Annotated in this window: 14 protein-coding genes; 10 read left to right on the plus strand and 4 right to left on the minus strand. The window is 69.5% G+C overall.

Annotated features, from left to right (window positions below; all coding sequences use genetic code 11):
• The first annotated feature begins 39 nt into the window (after positions 1-39).
• From ACFUPX_RS19325 to ACFUPX_RS19335, 3 genes are all read left to right on the plus strand, one after another.
• Positions 40-681 carry a PadR family transcriptional regulator gene (locus ACFUPX_RS19325; RefSeq protein ID WP_383323498.1) on the plus strand — a complete coding sequence of 214 codons (642 nt, stop codon included), beginning with the start codon at positions 40-42 and terminating at the stop codon, positions 679-681.
• Positions 682-848: 167 nt separating this feature from the next.
• The gene (locus ACFUPX_RS19330) at positions 849-1,823 is read left to right on the plus strand and encodes an ATP-binding cassette domain-containing protein (protein WP_383323501.1); all 975 of its coding nucleotides are present in this window, start codon (positions 849-851) and stop codon (positions 1,821-1,823) included.
• The gene (locus ACFUPX_RS19335) at positions 1,820-2,665 is read left to right on the plus strand and encodes an ABC transporter permease (protein ID WP_383323504.1); all 846 of its coding nucleotides are present in this window, start codon (positions 1,820-1,822) and stop codon (positions 2,663-2,665) included. The genes ACFUPX_RS19330 and ACFUPX_RS19335 overlap by 4 nt, the downstream gene beginning before the upstream one ends.
• A 58-nt stretch (positions 2,666-2,723) precedes the next feature.
• Here the strand turns inward: ACFUPX_RS19335 and ACFUPX_RS19340 are convergent, their stop codons facing one another.
• Entirely contained in the window at positions 2,724-4,157 is a 1,434-nt protein-coding gene (locus ACFUPX_RS19340; RefSeq protein ID WP_383323507.1) for a glutamate decarboxylase, read from the minus strand.
• Positions 4,158-4,306: 149 nt separating this feature from the next.
• Between ACFUPX_RS19340 and ACFUPX_RS19345 the strand changes: the two genes are divergently transcribed.
• On the plus strand, positions 4,307-5,065 hold the full coding sequence (locus ACFUPX_RS19345; RefSeq protein ID WP_383323510.1) for a MerR family transcriptional regulator: 759 nt from the start codon (positions 4,307-4,309) through the stop codon (positions 5,063-5,065).
• Positions 5,066-5,150: 85 nt separating this feature from the next.
• On the opposite strand, the gene ACFUPX_RS19350 is transcribed toward ACFUPX_RS19345, so the two are convergent.
• Complete coding sequence (locus ACFUPX_RS19350) at positions 5,151-5,519, minus strand: YbjQ family protein (RefSeq protein ID WP_383323513.1); 369 nt, start codon at positions 5,517-5,519, stop codon at positions 5,151-5,153.
• Between the two features lie 136 nt (positions 5,520-5,655).
• Between ACFUPX_RS19350 and ACFUPX_RS19355 the strand changes: the two genes are divergently transcribed.
• Positions 5,656-6,348 carry a DedA family protein gene (locus ACFUPX_RS19355; protein WP_383323516.1) on the plus strand — a complete coding sequence of 231 codons (693 nt, stop codon included), beginning with the start codon at positions 5,656-5,658 and terminating at the stop codon, positions 6,346-6,348.
• 1 nt (position 6,349) lies between these two features.
• On the opposite strand, the gene ACFUPX_RS19360 is transcribed toward ACFUPX_RS19355, so the two are convergent.
• Positions 6,350-8,044 carry a threonine/serine exporter family protein gene (locus ACFUPX_RS19360; protein WP_383323519.1) on the minus strand — a complete coding sequence of 565 codons (1,695 nt, stop codon included), beginning with the start codon at positions 8,042-8,044 and terminating at the stop codon, positions 6,350-6,352.
• A gap of 123 nt (positions 8,045-8,167) precedes the next feature.
• Entirely contained in the window at positions 8,168-8,656 is a 489-nt protein-coding gene (locus ACFUPX_RS19365) for an inorganic diphosphatase (RefSeq protein WP_135330561.1), read from the minus strand.
• Positions 8,657-8,741: 85 nt separating this feature from the next.
• On the opposite strand from ACFUPX_RS19365, the gene dacB reads away from it, so the two are divergent.
• The 5 genes from dacB (at position 8,742) to ftsH (ending at position 16,180) form a co-directional block, all read left to right on the plus strand.
• On the plus strand, positions 8,742-10,328 hold the full coding sequence (gene dacB, locus ACFUPX_RS19370; RefSeq protein ID WP_383323522.1) for a D-alanyl-D-alanine carboxypeptidase/D-alanyl-D-alanine-endopeptidase: 1,587 nt from the start codon (positions 8,742-8,744) through the stop codon (positions 10,326-10,328).
• A gap of 555 nt (positions 10,329-10,883) precedes the next feature.
• Positions 10,884-12,002, plus strand: a complete 1,119-nt coding sequence (locus tag ACFUPX_RS19375) for a zinc-dependent metalloprotease (protein WP_383323525.1) — start codon at positions 10,884-10,886, stop codon at positions 12,000-12,002.
• Positions 12,003-12,238: 236 nt separating this feature from the next.
• Positions 12,239-13,351, plus strand: a complete 1,113-nt coding sequence (gene tilS, locus ACFUPX_RS19380) for a tRNA lysidine(34) synthetase TilS (RefSeq protein WP_383323528.1) — start codon at positions 12,239-12,241, stop codon at positions 13,349-13,351.
• Between the two features lie 51 nt (positions 13,352-13,402).
• Complete coding sequence (gene hpt / locus ACFUPX_RS19385; protein ID WP_135330538.1) at positions 13,403-13,963, plus strand: hypoxanthine phosphoribosyltransferase; 561 nt, start codon at positions 13,403-13,405, stop codon at positions 13,961-13,963.
• 192 nt (positions 13,964-14,155) lie between these two features.
• The gene (gene ftsH, locus ACFUPX_RS19390; RefSeq protein WP_383323531.1) at positions 14,156-16,180 is read left to right on the plus strand and encodes an ATP-dependent zinc metalloprotease FtsH; all 2,025 of its coding nucleotides are present in this window, start codon (positions 14,156-14,158) and stop codon (positions 16,178-16,180) included.
• The last annotated feature ends 109 nt before the right edge of the window (positions 16,181-16,289 follow it).

The following is a 16,289-nucleotide window of genomic DNA, read 5'->3' on the forward strand; positions in this document are numbered from 1 at the left end:
TAATCAAAGTTGATTAGAAGTGTGAAGGAGGTGGCTTTGATGTCGGCGATCCGACTCCTTGTCCTCGGCGCCGTCCGCCAGCACGGACGGGCCCACGGCTATCAGGTGCGCAACGACCTGGAGTACTGGGGCGCCCACGAGTGGTCCAACGCCAAACCCGGCTCGATCTACCACGCGCTCAAGCAGATGGCCAAGCAAGGCCTGCTGGTCGCGCACGAGATCGCCCCGTCGACGGCGGGCGGTCCGCCGCGCACGGAGTACGAGATCACGCAGGCGGGCACGGAGGAGTTCCTGACCTTGCTCCGCTCGAACCTGGTCTCGTACGACCAGCGCCCCGACATGCTCTCGGCGGCCCTCGGCTTCATCGTCGACCTGCCCCGCGACGAGGCGGTCGACCTGCTGCGGCAGCGGGTGCGGGGCATCGAGGAGTGGCGCAGGTCCGTCACGGAGTACTACACCCCCGAGGAGGGCCCGGAGCAGCTCGGGCACATCGGCGAGATCATGAATCTCTGGGTCCACACGGCCGACGGCGGCGTGGAGTGGACGCGCGGTCTGATCAAGCGGATCGAGGACGGTGCGTACACGTTCGCGGGGGAGGGTGCGCCGTTCGTGGCCGTACTCGCCGAGGGTGAGGAGAACCCGTACGCGACCGGGGAGGCGCACGCGGAGGACGACCGCTGAGCTACGGCGTTCAACGGTGGCGGGTCCGCTGATCAAGTTCGCTGATCAGGTCCGCTGATCAGGTCCGCTGATCAAGTTTGACTAATTCTGGATTCGGGGATACCTTCCTTCGCGTTGAGCTCGTAGTCAAGTTTGACTACGAGGCGGCAGGGCTCGGAGGGAGACGGATGACGGACGCGATCGTCGTCGAGGGAGCACGGAAGCGGTACGGGGAGAAGCGGGCGCTCGACGGCCTGGACCTGGCGGTCGGGCGCGGCACGGTGCACGGCGTGCTCGGCCCGAACGGCGCGGGCAAGACCACGGCGGTGCGGGTGCTCGCCACGCTGCTGCGGCCGGACGAGGGCAGGGTGGAGGTCGCCGGGTACGACGTGCGCAGGCAGCCGGACGAGGTGCGCAGGCGCATCGGTCTGCTCGGCCAGCACGCGGCGCTCGACGAGGAGCTGAGCGGCCGGCAGAACCTGGACATGTTCGGGCGGCTCTACCACCTGGGCGCACGCCACGCGCGCGTGCGGGCCGACGAGCTCCTGGAGCGCTTCGGGCTCGGGGACACCGGACGCAAGGCGGTCAAGCAGTACAGCGGCGGCATGCGGCGCCGTCTGGACCTCGCGGCCTCGCTCATCACGGAGCCCGACGTGCTGTTCCTCGACGAACCGACCACGGGCCTGGACCCGCGGGGCCGCACGGAGGTCTGGGAGGCGGTGCGCTCGCTGGTCGACGGCGGTACGACGGTGCTCCTGACCACGCAGTACCTCGAAGAGGCGGATCAGCTCGCCGACCGCATCTCGGTGATCGACCGGGGCCGGGTCATCGCGAACGGCACGGCGGACGAGCTGAAGTCCATGACGGGCGGTGACCGGATCGACGTGGTGGTGCGGGACGCGGCCCAACTGGAGCTCGTGGCGCGGCTGCTGCCGGGCGACGCCACGCTGGACGCGGACCGGCGCCTGGCCAGCGCGCCGGTGGCGGACCGGATGGCGGCGCTCACCGGGGTCGTACAGGCCCTGCGGGAGGCCGGCGTGGAGGCGGAGGACATCGCGGTGCGCAGGCCGACCCTGGACGAGGTGTTCCTGCGCCTGACGGGACCCGCGGGCGATCGGACGGGCCGTGCGCAGGAGCAGGAACGTACGAAGGAGGCCGTGTGAGCACGACGACGATCAGCCGTACCCCCGCGCCGGGCCGTACGCCGGTGACCGGCGGCACGGCCGCAAGGTGGGCCGCGGTCGACTCCTGGACCATGACGCGGCGCGAACTCGCGCACTGGGCGCGGCAGCCGGTGCAGGTGCTCGTCGGCCTGGTCTTCCCGGTGATGCTGCTGCTGATGTTCAACTACCTGATCGGCGGCGGAAAGGGCATCGCGGGCGACTACGCCGAGTTCCTGGTGCCCGGCATGTTCGCGCTGACCATGGCCTTCGGCCTGGACGCGACGATGGTCGCCGTCACGCAGGACCTCAACAAGGGCGTGATCGACCGCTTCAGGTCCCTGCCGATGACCAACGGGGCGGTCCTGGTCGGCCGTTCGGTCGCGGACATGCTGCAGTCGCTCGCCTCGCTGCTCGTCATGATCGGCGTCGGCCTCGCCATCGGCTGGCGCTGGCACGGCTCGTTCGGTGCGGCGCTCGGCGCGGTGGGCCTGCTGCTCCTGCTGCGGTTCGCGATGCTGTGGATCGGCATCCACCTGGCGATGGTCGCGGGCCGGCCGGAGATGGTGGTGGCCGTGCAGGTCCTGGTCTGGCCGGTCGGCTTCCTCTCCAACGCCTTCACGGTCCCGCAGAACATGCCGGGGTGGCTGGGCGCGGCGGTCGAGTGGAACCCGATGTCGGCCACGGCCACGGCGGTGCGCGACCTGTTCGGCAACGACCCCGGGGTGGTGGGCACGTCATGGGCCGCCGAACATGCGGGCCTCCTTGCCGTGGTGTGGCCCGTGGTGCTCGTGGGGGTGTTCCTGCCGCTGGCGGTACGGAGGTTCGGCGCGCTCAGTAAGTAATGACGTTCGCGCCAGGCTCCTCGTGGCGGAACCCAGTGGCGGAACCCAGCGGCGAAACCTAGTGGTGGAACCCGGTGGCCGCGTCCTTGTCCCGGGTGAAGGGGTGCGGCTGGCGCCGCAGTTCGGGCACCAGGCTGCTCAGATCGGCCAGGAAGAGCTCCGCGAGGTCCGCCGTGAAGCCGTTGCGGCAGACCACGCGGAGCACCGCCAGATCCTCGCGGTGGGCCGGGAAGGTGTACGCGGGGACCAGCCAGCCGCGCTCGCGGAGCCGCCGGGACACGTCGAAGACGTCGTACGCCTTCACGTCGTCCCGCGTGGTGAAGGCGAACACCGGCAGCTGGTCGCCGCGGGTGATCAGCCGGAAGTCGTCGAGGGCCTCGATGCGGTCCGCGAGGCCGCGGGCGACGTCCCTGGCCGCCTGCTGGACGGCGCGATAGCCCTCGCGGCCCAGGCGCAGGAACGTGTAGTACTGCGCGACGACCTGCGCTCCCGGCCGGGAGAAGTTCAGCGCGAACGTCGGCATGTCACCGCCGAGGTAGTTCACCCGGAACACCAGCTCCTCCGGCAGCGCGTCCGCGTCCCGCCACAGCGCCCAGCCGACGCCCGGATAGACCAGGCCGTACTTGTGGCCCGACGTGTTGATCGAGGCGACCCTCGGCAGGCGGAAGTCCCACTCCAGGTCCTCGTCGAGGAACGGCGCCACCATCGCGCCGGACGCGCCGTCGACGTGCACGGGGATGTCGAGCCCGGTGCGCTCCTGGAGGTCGTCCAGGGCCGCGCAGAGCTCGGCCACCGGCTCGTACGACCCGTCGAAGGTGGAGCCGAGCACCGCCACGACGCCGATCGTGTTCTCGTCGCACAGCTCGGCGGCGGCCTCCGCGTCGAGGTGGTAGCGGTCGCCCTCCATGGGGACCTGGCGCGCCTCGACCTCCCAGAAGTTGCAGAACTTGTCCCAGCAGACCTGGACGTTGACCCCCATGACGAGGTTGGGGCGCGCGGTGGGGGACGGATAGCGGTCGATGTTCCGCTTGGCCTTGGCCCAGCGGCGCTTGAGCGCCATCCCGGCGAGCATGCACGCCTCGCTGGACCCGGTCGTCGAGCAGCCGACGGCGCCCGAGGGGTCCGGCGCGTGCCACAGGTCGGCGAGCATGGCCACGCAGCGCCGCTCCAGCTCGGCCGTGTGCGGATACTCGTCCTTGTCGATCATGTTCTTGTCCCGGCACTCCGACATGAGGACGTCGGCCTGCGGCTCCATCCACGTCGTGACGAAGGTGGCGAGGTTGAGGCGGGAGTTGCCGTCCAGCATCAGCTCGTCGTGCACCAGCTGGTACGCCGTCGTGGGTGGCAGGGGCCCGTCGGGGAGGCGATGCTTGGGCGGCGCCTCGCTCATGCCGCTGACCGGGTTGGCCTCTCCGTAGAAGGGGTTCACCGCGAGGGTGCGCCCCCGCCCCTTGGAGTCGCCGTTCGGGTCCTCACTGTGGTGGAGCGGCATGGGCGGGTCTCCTCGTGGCTGAGGTCTGCTGTCCGGGGTTCGCACGCCCCTGCTGGCGAGGATATGGGCGGCTGCCGGGGTCTGCACTTGCACCTCACGTCACGTGAGGACCCAGGCTGAGGTGCGTACCGAGAAAGAGGGCGGGAGCCATGAGCTACTCCGTGGGACAGGTCGCCGGTTTCGCCGGAGTGACGGTGCGCACGCTGCACCACTACGACGAGATCGGCCTGCTCGTGCCGGGCGAGCGCAGCCACGCGGGCCACCGGCGCTACAGCGACGGCGACCTGGACCGGCTTCAGCAGATCCTGTTCTACCGGGAGCTCGGCTTCCCCCTGGACCAGGTGGCGGCACTCCTGGACGACCCGGAGACGGACCCGCGCGCGCACCTGCGCCGCCAGCACGAGCTGCTGACCGCCCGGATCACCAGGCTCCAGGAGATGGCCGCCGCCGTCGAGACCGCCATGGAGGCGAAGAAGATGGGCATCAACCTCACGCCCGAGGAGAAGTTCGAGGTCTTCGGGGACCACGACCCCGACCAGTACGCGCAGGAGGTCGAGCGGCGCTGGGGCGACACCGACGCCTACAAGGAATCGCAGCGCAAGGCCGCCTCGTACACCAAGGAGGACTGGCAGCGGATCAACGACGAGTTCGCCGCCGTGCACGCGCGCATGGCCGACGCGCTCGCCAGGGGTCTGCCCGCGGACTCCACGGAGGCGATGGACGTCGCGGAGGAGCACCGCGGCTTCATCTGCCGCTTCCACTACGACTGCTCGTACGAGATCCACACCTGCCTCGGCGAGATGTACGTGGCGGACGAGCGGTTCACGGCCACCTACGAGGCCATCCGGCCGGGCCTCGCGAGCTACATGCGGGACGCGATGCTGGCGAACGCGGCGCGCAACGGCTGAGCACGGGATCGGTACCACGGGATCGGTAAGGGGCACCCGCCTGTCGCGGGTGCCCCTTACGCGTGGTGCTCCCTTAGCCGTGGTGTCACTGCTCCTGAACGATCACGGCCGCCGTGCCGTAGGCGCACACCTCCGTACCCACGTCGGCGGCCTCGGTGACGTCGAAGCGCATCATCAGGACCGCGTTGGCGCCCCGCGCGCGTGCCTGCTCGATGAGGCGCTCCATGGCCTGGTTGCGGGTCTCCACCAGCGTCTTCGTGAGGCCCTTCAACTCGCCGCCGATCATGGACTTCAGGCCTGCGCCGAGCTGGCTGCCCAGGTGCCGGGAGCGGACGGTGAGGCCGAAGACCTCACCGATAACCTGTTGTACGCGGTAGCCCGGTACGTCGTTCGTCGTCACGACCAGTACGTCGGAGTGCGGGTCGGTGCCGCCGCCGAAATCTTCGATACCCATGTCACACAGCTTGTCTCAGATCACGCAGGGTGCACCCTGGGAAGAGCAGTGGAACCTGGGCACGTCACCTCGCGTTGATAGCTTTGGGCGGCCGTCCCCGCCGCATCGCCCTCTCACCCCTCAGGAGCCCGGAACCGTGACGACGCTTGCGCTCGGACCAAGCTGGCTGGACCCGGATTACCTCCTGAACACGTTCGGGGTCTGGGGTCTGCTCGCGATCGTCTTCGCCGAGTCGGGCCTGCTCATCGGCTTCTTCCTGCCGGGTGACTCGCTGCTGTTCACGACGGGCCTGCTGATCACGACGAATCAGCTGGACTTCCCGCTCTGGCTCTGCGTCGTCCTCATCTGCATCGCCGCGATCCTCGGCGACCAGGCGGGCTACCTCTTCGGCAAGAAGGTCGGCCCCTCGCTCTTCAACCGCCCGGACTCCAAGCTGTTCAAGCAGGAGAACGTGGTCAAGGCGCACGAGTTCTTCGAGAAGTACGGCCCCAAGTCCCTGGTCCTGGCCCGCTTCGTGCCCATCGTGCGGACGTTCACGCCGATCATCGCGGGCGTCAGCGGCATGCGGTACCGCTCGTTCATCACGTTCAACATCATCGGCGGCGTCCTCTGGGGCGCGGGCGTCACGATGCTCGGCGCGTGGCTCGGCAACATCAAGTTCGTGCACAAGAACATCGAGGCGATCCTCATCCTGATCGTCCTGATCTCGGTGGTGCCGATCGCGATCGAGTTCCTGCGGGCCCGCAGCAAGTCCAAGAAGGCGGCAGCCGCCGAGGGCGACACCCCCGGTGCACCCCCGGCGTCGCGCGGCCGGCACGCGAAGCGCTAGATCAGAAGCCGCGCGTCCGCTTGGCCGCGCGGCGGTTCGCCGCCGTCGTGGCGCCCGGGATCTTGAGGATCAGGCGCGAGACCTCGCTGCCCAGGTTCACGCCGATCGCGATGGCCAGTGCCGTCGCCGCCGCCTTGGTGAGCGAGTTGATGCCCGTGTTCATGTCGTTCTGGGCGAGCGCCAGCAGCCCGAAGTACGTGGCGCTACCGGGCAGCAGCGGGCCGATGGCAGCGGTGACGTACGGCAGTGAAGAGGCGAAGCGGTAGCGCGAGAAGAGCTGCCCGAACAGGCCCACGAGCCCGGCCGCGATGGCCGTCGCCGCGACCGGCGAGAGTTCGAGGGACGTCTGCGCGAGTGCGCCGAACATGACCCAGGCGATACCGCCGTTGAGGGTCACGATGAGCACGGTGTGACGTTCCTGCTGGAGCAATATCGCGAAGGCGAGACTCAGCGCCATCGACGCCAGGATCTGGATCACCGGGCGCGAGTCGACCGCCACGAACGTCGTCTCGGGCCGCAGGCTCGTCGCGTCCAGCATCACGCCGAGCGAGAGCACCAGCAGGACGCCGCAGACGATGCCCACGACGAGGTAGCAGACCTCGAGGAGGCGGGCCGCCGCAGTGATGTAGTAGCCGGTCAGACCGTCCTGGACGCCTGCCACCAGGGCTCTTCCCGGGATCAGCGCGAAGAGGCCACCCGTGATCACCGCGGACGCGTTGACCTCCTGGGAGTGCACGAGGCTGAGCGTGACGCCCATCGCGGCGGGCGGCATCGCGGCCCCCACGAACTGGTAGAACTCCGGAAGCCCGCGGCCCGCGCACAGCCAGGCCAGACGGTCGCCGAGCATCGCGCCGACCGCCGCGATCACGAAGACCAGGGCGCCACCGCCGACGAGCACGGAAGCCGAGCCCGCGAGCAGCCCGCCGGCCGCCGTGAGCGCCCAGCCGGGGTAGGGGTGGCGGTTACGGCGGATCGCCGCCAGACGGCGGTACGCCTCCTCGAGGGAGATCTCGCTCTCCGGGTCGCTGATGTCGTCCACCAGCTGGAAGACGGACGCGAGACGCGTGTAGTCGGTGCCCCGGCGGCGCACGGTCCTCGACGCGGTGACCGGGTCGTCCACCAGGGACGGCTGGTGCGAGATGGAGAGCAGCGTGAACGTCACGGTCGGCTCGCAGCGGTCCAGGCCGTAGCTGCGGCAGACGGCGAACATCGCCGCCTCCACGTCCTCGGCGCCCTCACCGCCGGCGAGCAGCAGCTCGCCGATACGCAGCGTCAGGTCGAGCACGCGCGGCACGGCGGGCCCGGTCTCGTCCTCGTGCTTCTGCGAGGCCTCCGGAGTGGGCCGCTCGGCGACCGGCATGCGCAGCATCGTGCGCATCTGGTCCTGCCAGGGCGTCTCCTTGGTGAGCTTCACCAGGGGAATGCCGTGCGGGGGCGTGAAGGCGGGGGGCGCGTTGCGCGAGCTGTAGGTGTTCGGCGTGGTGAACGCCGACTTCTCGGTCTCCTGGGTGGTCGACGCGAGATTCGGGGACGACAGGTTCGGCAGTCCGGTCGGGATCGCGAACTCCGAGGTGGTCTGCGACTCGTCCTCGGGCGCCGGTGGCTGCGGAATCACACCGGTGGGCTGAGTGAACGCACTCCGTGCCTCATCCGACTGTGGCTTACGGTCTTCGGCCTCCTGGTCAGCCACTTTCACTGCCTCGCTCCCACATACGAACCTTGCGCACCTCCAGTACGAACAGTATGCGCACAGATACGCGAACGGGCCGCGCGGTCTCCGTGAAGATCGCGCGGCCCGTCAGTGTCGGGGTAGGGGCACTCAGTGACCCTGCGCCTCCGCGCGCTTGTACGACTTCTCGATCTCGGCCTCGGCGTCCGCGCGGCCGACCCAGTCGGCGCCCTCGACGGACTTGCCGGGCTCCAGGTCCTTGTAGACCTCGAAGAAGTGCTGGATCTCCAGGCGGTCGAACTCGGAGACGTGGTGGATGTCGCGCAGGTGCTCCACGCGGGGGTCCGACGCCGGGACGCAGAGCAGCTTGTCGTCGCCGCCCGCCTCGTCGGTCATCCGGAACATGCCGATCGCGCGGCACTTGATGAGGCAGCCCGGGAAGGTCGGCTCGTCCAGGATGACGAGGGCGTCCAGCGGGTCACCGTCCTCGCCGAGGGTGTTCTCGACGAATCCGTAGTCAGCGGGGTAGCTGGTCGACGTGAAGAGGCGACGGTCCAGGCGGATCCGGCCGGTCTCGTGGTCCACCTCGTACTTGTTCCGCGAACCCTTCGGAATCTCGATGGTGACGTCGAACTCCACGGGTGGCTCCTCCATGATCAGCACATACTTCGGGTGGTTAAGTGTCCCTCACGCAGATGTGTGATCGCGAAAGGGGCTGGTCGTCGTGCCCGAGCTCAAGCCTTGGCAGAAGACCTGGCAGCGGGTTCGGGGGCAACTGGGGCAGCTCCCCAAGCCTCCGGCTCCCAAGATCCCTGCCGTTCTCAGAACTCCTGCGAAGCTCAAGACCTGGCAGCTCACGGTGGGTGCCGCCACCGTCGGAGTCGCTGTCGCGGCCGGTGCGGTGGCCGCGGCCGGCCCCTGGGACTCCTCGGGTCAGCGTACGGCCGAGCGGGACTGGGCGGCTTCTCAGGAGGCCGGGGGTGGTGCAGATCACGGCGGTCGTACGTCCGGACGAGCGCCGGCGGCCGCCCCGAGCGCCCCCTCCGTGCTCAGGGGGCTCGGCGCACCCTTGGGTTCCGTGCACGGCGGCTCCGCGCCCGCTCCGGACGGCAAGGCGCTCGCGGGCGTCCTCGATCCGCTCCTGAAGGACAAGGCGCTCGGCCCCGAGCGCTCCGGGGTCGTCATCGACGCGGGCACCGGGCGCCGGGTCTACGGCAAGGGGGGCGGCGACGCCCTGACGCCCGCGTCCACCACCAAGATCGCCACGGCGGTCGCGGCGCTGACCTCGGCCGGTGCCGACCACCGCATCACCACGAAGGCGGTCATCGAGCCGGACTCGAAGGACGTCGTCCTGGTGGGAGGCGGCGATCCCACGCTCACCGCCCGCAAGGACGGCCCCTACGCCGACAGCGCGGCGAGCCTGCGCGATCTGGCGCAGGACACCGCGCGGGCCCTGAAGGACCGTGGCGCCGACAAGGTGAACCTGTCGTACGACACCTCCCTCTACTCCGGGGAGCAGCAGCACCCCATCGGCCCGAACGAGAACCTCACGCTGGTCAGCGCCCTGATGGCCGACGAGGGCCGCCTGGACGACTCCTCCAGTGGTCCCGCACCGCGTTCGGGGGACCCGGCGGGCGACGCGGCGAAGAAGTTCGCGGAGCTCCTCAAGGAGGAGGGCATCGACGCCGGCACCGGCACCGGGGACAAGGAGAAGAAGACCCCCGGCCCGTCCAAGGCCTCGGAACGCGCCGAGTCGCTCGCCAAGGTCGAGTCCCCGCCGCTCTCGGCGCTCGTCGAGCGGATGCTGACGCACAGCGACAACGACATCGCCGAGGCGCTGGCCCGCCAGACGGCCCTCGCGGCGAAGGAGCCGGTGAGCTTCGACGGCGCGGGCAGGGCCATCGACGCCCAGCTGAAGAAGGCGCGGCTGCCGCTGGCCGGCACGAAGTTCGCCGACGGCAGCGGCCTGGACCGGGCCGACCGCAGCTCGGCCGAACTGCTCGCCGCGCTCCTGGCCCGCGCCGCCGACCCCGCCCACCCCGAACTGCGCTCGGTGGTGACGGGCCTCCCGGTGGCCGGCTTCACGGGCACCCTGGTCGACCGCTACCCCAAGGACGCCCCGGGCACAGGCGTCGTACGCGCCAAAACAGGCACCCTGACGGGCGTGAACACCCTCGCGGGCACGGTCGTGGACACGGACGGCCGCCTCCTGGTCTTCGCCTTCATGACCACAGGCACCACGGACCCCAAGGCGGCCCAGGCGGCACTCGACCGGATGGCTTCGGGGGTGGCGAAGTGCGGGTGCCGGTGACCCCTATGGGCCCGGAGTAGGGCGCGTTCGGGCCTCCGCCTCGTGAGTGGGCGGAGACGGCTGCGTGCTGGTGGCGGTGGGGAGCATCGGTGGTGCGGAGATGGTCGACTGGCTGTGTTTTTCCGGGGGCAACCCCCGTACCTCCGGCCGGTGGGGCGGTGTCGTGGCCGCGCTCGTGTCGCCGGGTCGGTGGTGGGCGGAGGCAGCGGCGGTCACGGGAGGCGATCCCTTCCCGTTGACCCCTACGGGCCCGGAGTAGGGCGCGTTCGGGCCTCCGCCTCGTGAGTGGGCGGAGACGGCTGCGTGCTGGTGGCGGTGGGGAGCATCGGTGGTGCGGAGACGGTCGACCGGCTGAGTTTTTCCGGGGGCAACCCCCGTACCCCCGGCCGGTGGGGCGGTGTCGTGGCCGCGCTCGTGTCGCCGGGTCGGTGGTGGGCGGAGGCAGCGGCGGTCACGGGAAGCGATCCCTTCCCGTTGACCCCTACGGGCCCGGAGTAGGGCAATCTCGGGGCTCAACCCCCTCCGCTGGCGGAGTCGACCACGTACCGTTGACGCATGACGAGCATCGGTGGTGCGGAGATGGTCGACTGGAATCTCGCGGTGGCGACCGCGACCCGGCTCGTCCGGCCGGGTCCAGAAGTGAGCCGGGACGAGGCGCGGGCCATCGTCGCCGAGCTCCGGAAGCATGCGAAGTCCTCGGAGGAGCACGTCCGTTCCTTCACCCGGATGGGCACGGAGGACATTCACGACACCCCGGTGCTCGTGGTGGACAGGGCCGGGTGGATCAAGGCGAACGTCGCCGGGTTCCGGGAGATCCTCAAGCCCCTCCTGGACAAGATGCAGGACCGGCGCAGCGGACCGGGCGGCGCCATGCTCGGCGCGGTCGGCGGCAAGGTCACCGGCGTCGAGCTCGGGATGCTGCTCTCCTTCCTCGCCTCGCGCGTCCTCGGGCAGTACGAGACGTTCGCCCCGGCCACCCGCGACCTCCCGGCGGGGGAGCACGGCGGCGGCAGGCTCCTCCTCGTGGCGCCGAACATCGTGCACGTAGAGCGCGAACTCGACGTGAACCCCCATGACTTCAGGCTCTGGGTGTGCCTTCACGAGGAGACGCACCGCACGCAGTTCTCGGCCGTGCCGTGGCTGCGGGACCACCTGGAGGGGGAGATCCAGTCATTCCTCTCCGAGACCGAAGTCGATCCGATGACGGTCATCGAGCGCATCAGGGAAGCGGCCCAGTCCCTCGCGGGCGGCCGTCCCGACGGCGAGGAGGACGACGGGGGCCGCTCCATCGTGGAGCTGGTGCAGACCCCCGCCCAGCGCGAGATCCTCGCCCGCCTCACGGCCGTCATGTCGCTCCTGGAGGGGCACGCCGACTTCGTGATGGACGGCGTGGGCCCGGACGTGGTGCCCTCCGTCGGCGAGATCCGGGAGAAGTTCCAGCAGCGCAGGGCGCGCGGGGCGAGCCGCCTTGACCAGGCCCTGCGCAAGCTGCTCGGCCTCGACGCGAAATTGCGCCAATACCGGGACGGCGAGCGTTTCGTGCGCGCGGTCGTCGGCGAGGTCGGAATGGACGGCTTCAACCGGGTGTGGACTTCGCCGAACACGCTGCCCACCAAGTCGGAGATCGCCAAACCGGCGGACTGGGTCGCGCGGGTGCACCGTAAGGGAGAGTGAGGTCAGTAGGGGAGCGAGTTGCGGCCGATGGCAGGAGAACGCCTCCGCAATCACCCGTCCGAGGGACCGTGAGCCATGGGTAGGCGTGCAATGCTCGGGGAACGGCTCGGCTCTGTCACCATCGACACACTCTGAGTGACTAACCTCGTGGGATCTGCCTGAGGCCCGATCTCGCGAATGTGGTCCTGAGTGACAGGTCCGAGGCTCACCCCCGAACTTCATGAAGGGAACCGGACATGGGTCCCCATCCTGCGGTCGCGGCGATACGCCTGGCGGTCCGCCGCGTACTCCACGACGTACTGACCGACGTACAGCGCACCGACGTCCACCGTGCCGCCCCAAGGCGCCCCGAAGCACAGCGCAGCCCCCAGCAAGTCCTCTCCCCGCGCCCCGCTCACCCCCACCCTCCACGCGAGCAGGCCACGACGCCACTCGTCCTCGTCGCGTGCTCCGGCGGCGCCGACTCCATGGCGCTCGCCTCCGCCCTCGCCTTCGAGGCCCCCAAACTCGGCATCCGCGCCGGCGGCGTCACCGTCGACCACGGACTGCAGGACGGGTCCGATCTGCGCGCCGCCGAGGTCGTCTCGCGGCTCACCGCCCTCGGCCTGGACCCCATCGAGTCCGTCGCCGTCGCCGTCGGCAGGGAGGGCGGCCCCGAAGCCGCGGCCCGCGACGCGAGATACGGCGCACTGGACGCCGTGGCCGAACGGCACGGCGCCGCAGCGATCCTGCTCGGCCACACCCGTGACGACCAGGCGGAGACCGTCCTGCTCGGTCTCGCCCGCGGCTCCGGCATCCGCTCCCTCTCCGGGATGGCGGCCGTGTCCGGCGGACCAGGGGCCGACCGCCGCTACCGCCGCCCCTTCCTGCACATCGACCGGCAGACCGCCCGCAAGGCCTGCATGGTCCAGTCGCTGCCCGTCTGGGACGACCCGCACAACACCGACCCCGCCTACACGCGTTCCCGGCTGCGGCACGAAGGCCTGCCCGCCCTGGAGAAGGCGCTCGGCAAGGGCGTCGTGGAAGCACTCGCCCGTACGGCCCAGTTGTCCCGGGACGACGCCGACGCCCTGGACCACTGGGCCGCACAGGCGGAGGCTTCGGTGCGCGACGCCGCGGGACTCCTGGAGTGCGCCAAGCTCTACGCCCTGCCGCCCGCCGTCCGCCGCCGCATCGTGCGCCGCGCCGCCATCGAGGCGGGCGCCCCGGCCGGTGCGCTGTTCGCCCGGCATCTCGAAGAGGTCGACCGGCTGATCACGGGCTGGCGCGGCCAGGGGGCCATCAATCTCCCGGGCAAAGTCGTCGCCCAACGCCAGGGTGGCAGACTGGTGATCCGGCAAGGCTGTTGACCGAGAGGCTCACGGGCCTCACACAGCCGGTGTGACGGACGACCGAAAGTGATGCGGGTGGACGCGAAAGACATGGGCACCGACCTTCAGTCGGTGCTCATCACCAAGGAAGAGATCGACGCGAAGCTGGCTGAGCTGGCCGCCAAGATCGACGCGGAGTACGCGGGCAAGGACCTGCTGATCGTCGGCGTGCTCAAGGGTGCGGTGATGGTCATGGCGGACCTGGCGCGTGCGCTGTCCACCCCGCTCACCATGGACTGGATGGCCGTGTCGTCGTACGGCGCGGGCACCCAGTCCTCCGGCGTGGTGCGGATCCTCAAGGACCTGGACACCGACATCAAGGGCAAGCACGTCCTGATCGTCGAGGACATCATCGACTCCGGACTGACGCTGTCCTGGCTGCTCTCCAACCTCGGCTCGCGCGAGCCCGCGTCGCTGAAGGTGTGCACGCTGCTGCGCAAGCCCGAGGCGGCCAAGGTCGCGATCGACGTGGAGTGGGTCGGCTTCGACATCCCGAACGAGTTCGTCATCGGGTACGGCCTGGACTACGCGGAGAAGTACCGCAACCTGCCGTTCGTCGGCACCCTCGCTCCGCACGTCTACGGGGGCTGAGGCCGGGCCTCCCGGCCAACTCCTCGGAGGCGGCCGGGAACCCTCACCCGTTTCCCGGCGTTGAAGCATGCGAAGACGGGTTTATCAGCCGTCCCGTGCGGCCTCGGGTGACAATGCTGGGGTACCGTCCGAAGAACAGTCTTTATCAAACTCACTATGGCAGGAGGGACGGGGCGTCATCGCTCCGTATGGATGGACGTGAAGCGATACTTCCGTGGGCCAGTCATGTGGATCGTGCTGGCCGTCCTTGCCGTGGTCGTGTTGATGCAGGTCGTCGGTTCGTCCGGCGGCTACAAAACGGTGGACACCGGCCAGGTAGTGCAGGCGATCAACGACGACAAGGTTGAATCCGCCAAAATCACCACCGGTGACGAGCGGACCGTCAAGGTCGAGCTCAAGGATGGCCAGAAGGTCAAGGACAGCAGCAAGATCCAGGCGAGCTACATCGGCGACCAAGGCGTCGCCATCGCCAACACCTTGCAGGAGAAGTTCGAGGACAAGAAGATCCCGGACGGTTACACCGTCTCGGAGTCGAAGCAGAACCCGTTCGTCGGCATCCTGCTTTCCCTGCTCCCCTTCGTACTCATCGTCGTCGTCTTCCTGTTCCTGATGAATCAGATGCAGGGCGGCGGCTCCCGCGTCATGCAGTTCGGGAAGTCCAAGGCCAAGCTCATCACCAAGGACACCCCGAAGACGACGTTCTCCGACGTCGCCGGTTCTGACGAGGCCGTCGAGGAGCTCCACGAGATCAAGGAGTTCCTCCAGGAGCCGGCGAAGTTCCAGGCCGTCGGGGCCAAGATCCCCAAGGGTGTGCTCCTCTACGGGCCGCCCGGCACGGGTAAGACGCTCCTCGCGCGTGCTGTCGCGGGTGAGGCCGGCGTCCCCTTCTACTCGATCTCCGGTTCCGACTTCGTCGAGATGTTCGTCGGTGTCGGCGCCTCGCGTGTGCGTGACCTCTTCGAGCAGGCCAAGGCGAACGCCCCGGCGATCGTCTTCGTCGACGAGATCGACGCCGTCGGCCGGCACCGCGGTGCCGGTATGGGCGGCGGTCACGACGAGCGCGAGCAGACGCTGAACCAGCTGCTGGTCGAGATGGACGGTTTCGACGTGAAGGGTGGCGTCATCCTGATCGCCGCCACGAACCGCCCCGACATCCTCGACCCGGCGCTCCTGCGTCCCGGCCGTTTCGACCGTCAGATCGCGGTCGACCGTCCGGACATGCTGGGCCGTCTGGAGATCCTCAAGGTTCACCAGAAGGGCAAGCCGGTCGCCCCGGACGTCGACCTGGGCGCGGTCTCCCGGCGTACGCCGGGCTTCACCGGTGCCGACCTGTCGAACGTGCTGAACGAAGCGGCGCTCCTCACGGCGCGCGGCGACAAGAAGCTGATCGACAACCACGCACTGGACGAGGCGATCGACCGCGTCGTGGCGGGTCCGCAGAAGCGGACGCGGATCATGTCCGACAAGGAGAAGAAGATCACCGCGTACCACGAGGGCGGACACGCCCTGGTCGCGGCGGCGTCTCCGAACTCGGACCCGGTCCACAAGATCACGATCCTGTCGCGCGGCCGGGCCCTGGGTTACACCATGGTCCTGCCCGAAGAGGACAAGTACTCGACCACGCGCAACGAAATGCTCGACCAGCTGGCGTACATGCTGGGCGGGCGCGCGGCCGAGGAGCTCGTCTTCCACGACCCGACGACGGGTGCGGCGAACGACATCGAGAAGGCCACCGCGACCGCGCGGGCCATGGTCACGCAGTACGGCATGACCGAGCGGCTCGGCGCGATCAAGTTCGGTGGCGACAACACCGAGCCGTTCCTCGGCCGCGAGATGGGTCATCCGCGCGACTACTCGGAAGAGGTCGCGGCGCTGGTCGACGAAGAGGTCAAGAAGCTCATCGAGACCGCGCACAACGAGGCCTGGGAGATCCTCGTCGAGAACCGCGACGTTCTCGACAACCTGGTCCTCCAGCTCCTCGAGAAGGAGACCCTGAACAAGGAGCAGATCGCCGAGGTCTTCTCCGGCATCGTGAAGCGCCCGGCCCGCCCGGCGTGGACCGGTTCCTCGCGGCGCACGCCCTCGACCCGCCCGCCGGTGCTCTCCCCCCGGGAGCTGTCACTGACGAACGGTGCGAACGGCGCGACGCCCGCGGTGACCGCGGGTCCGACGGATACGCCCGTCGAGGTGACCAAGAAGGATCGCCCCGAGAGCTGATCCCGGCAGCCTCAACAGGCCCGGAATGGAAGCTGCGCCCCCCTGGTTCTAGCCTGGGGGGCGCAGTTTTTTCGTACGCACCGACGCAACCGATGCGCGGAACGCTAGG

Origin of the sequence: Streptomyces sp. NPDC057302 (assembly GCF_042667685.1) — a bacterium.
In the GTDB taxonomy this organism is placed as follows: domain Bacteria; phylum Actinomycetota; class Actinomycetes; order Streptomycetales; family Streptomycetaceae; genus Streptomyces.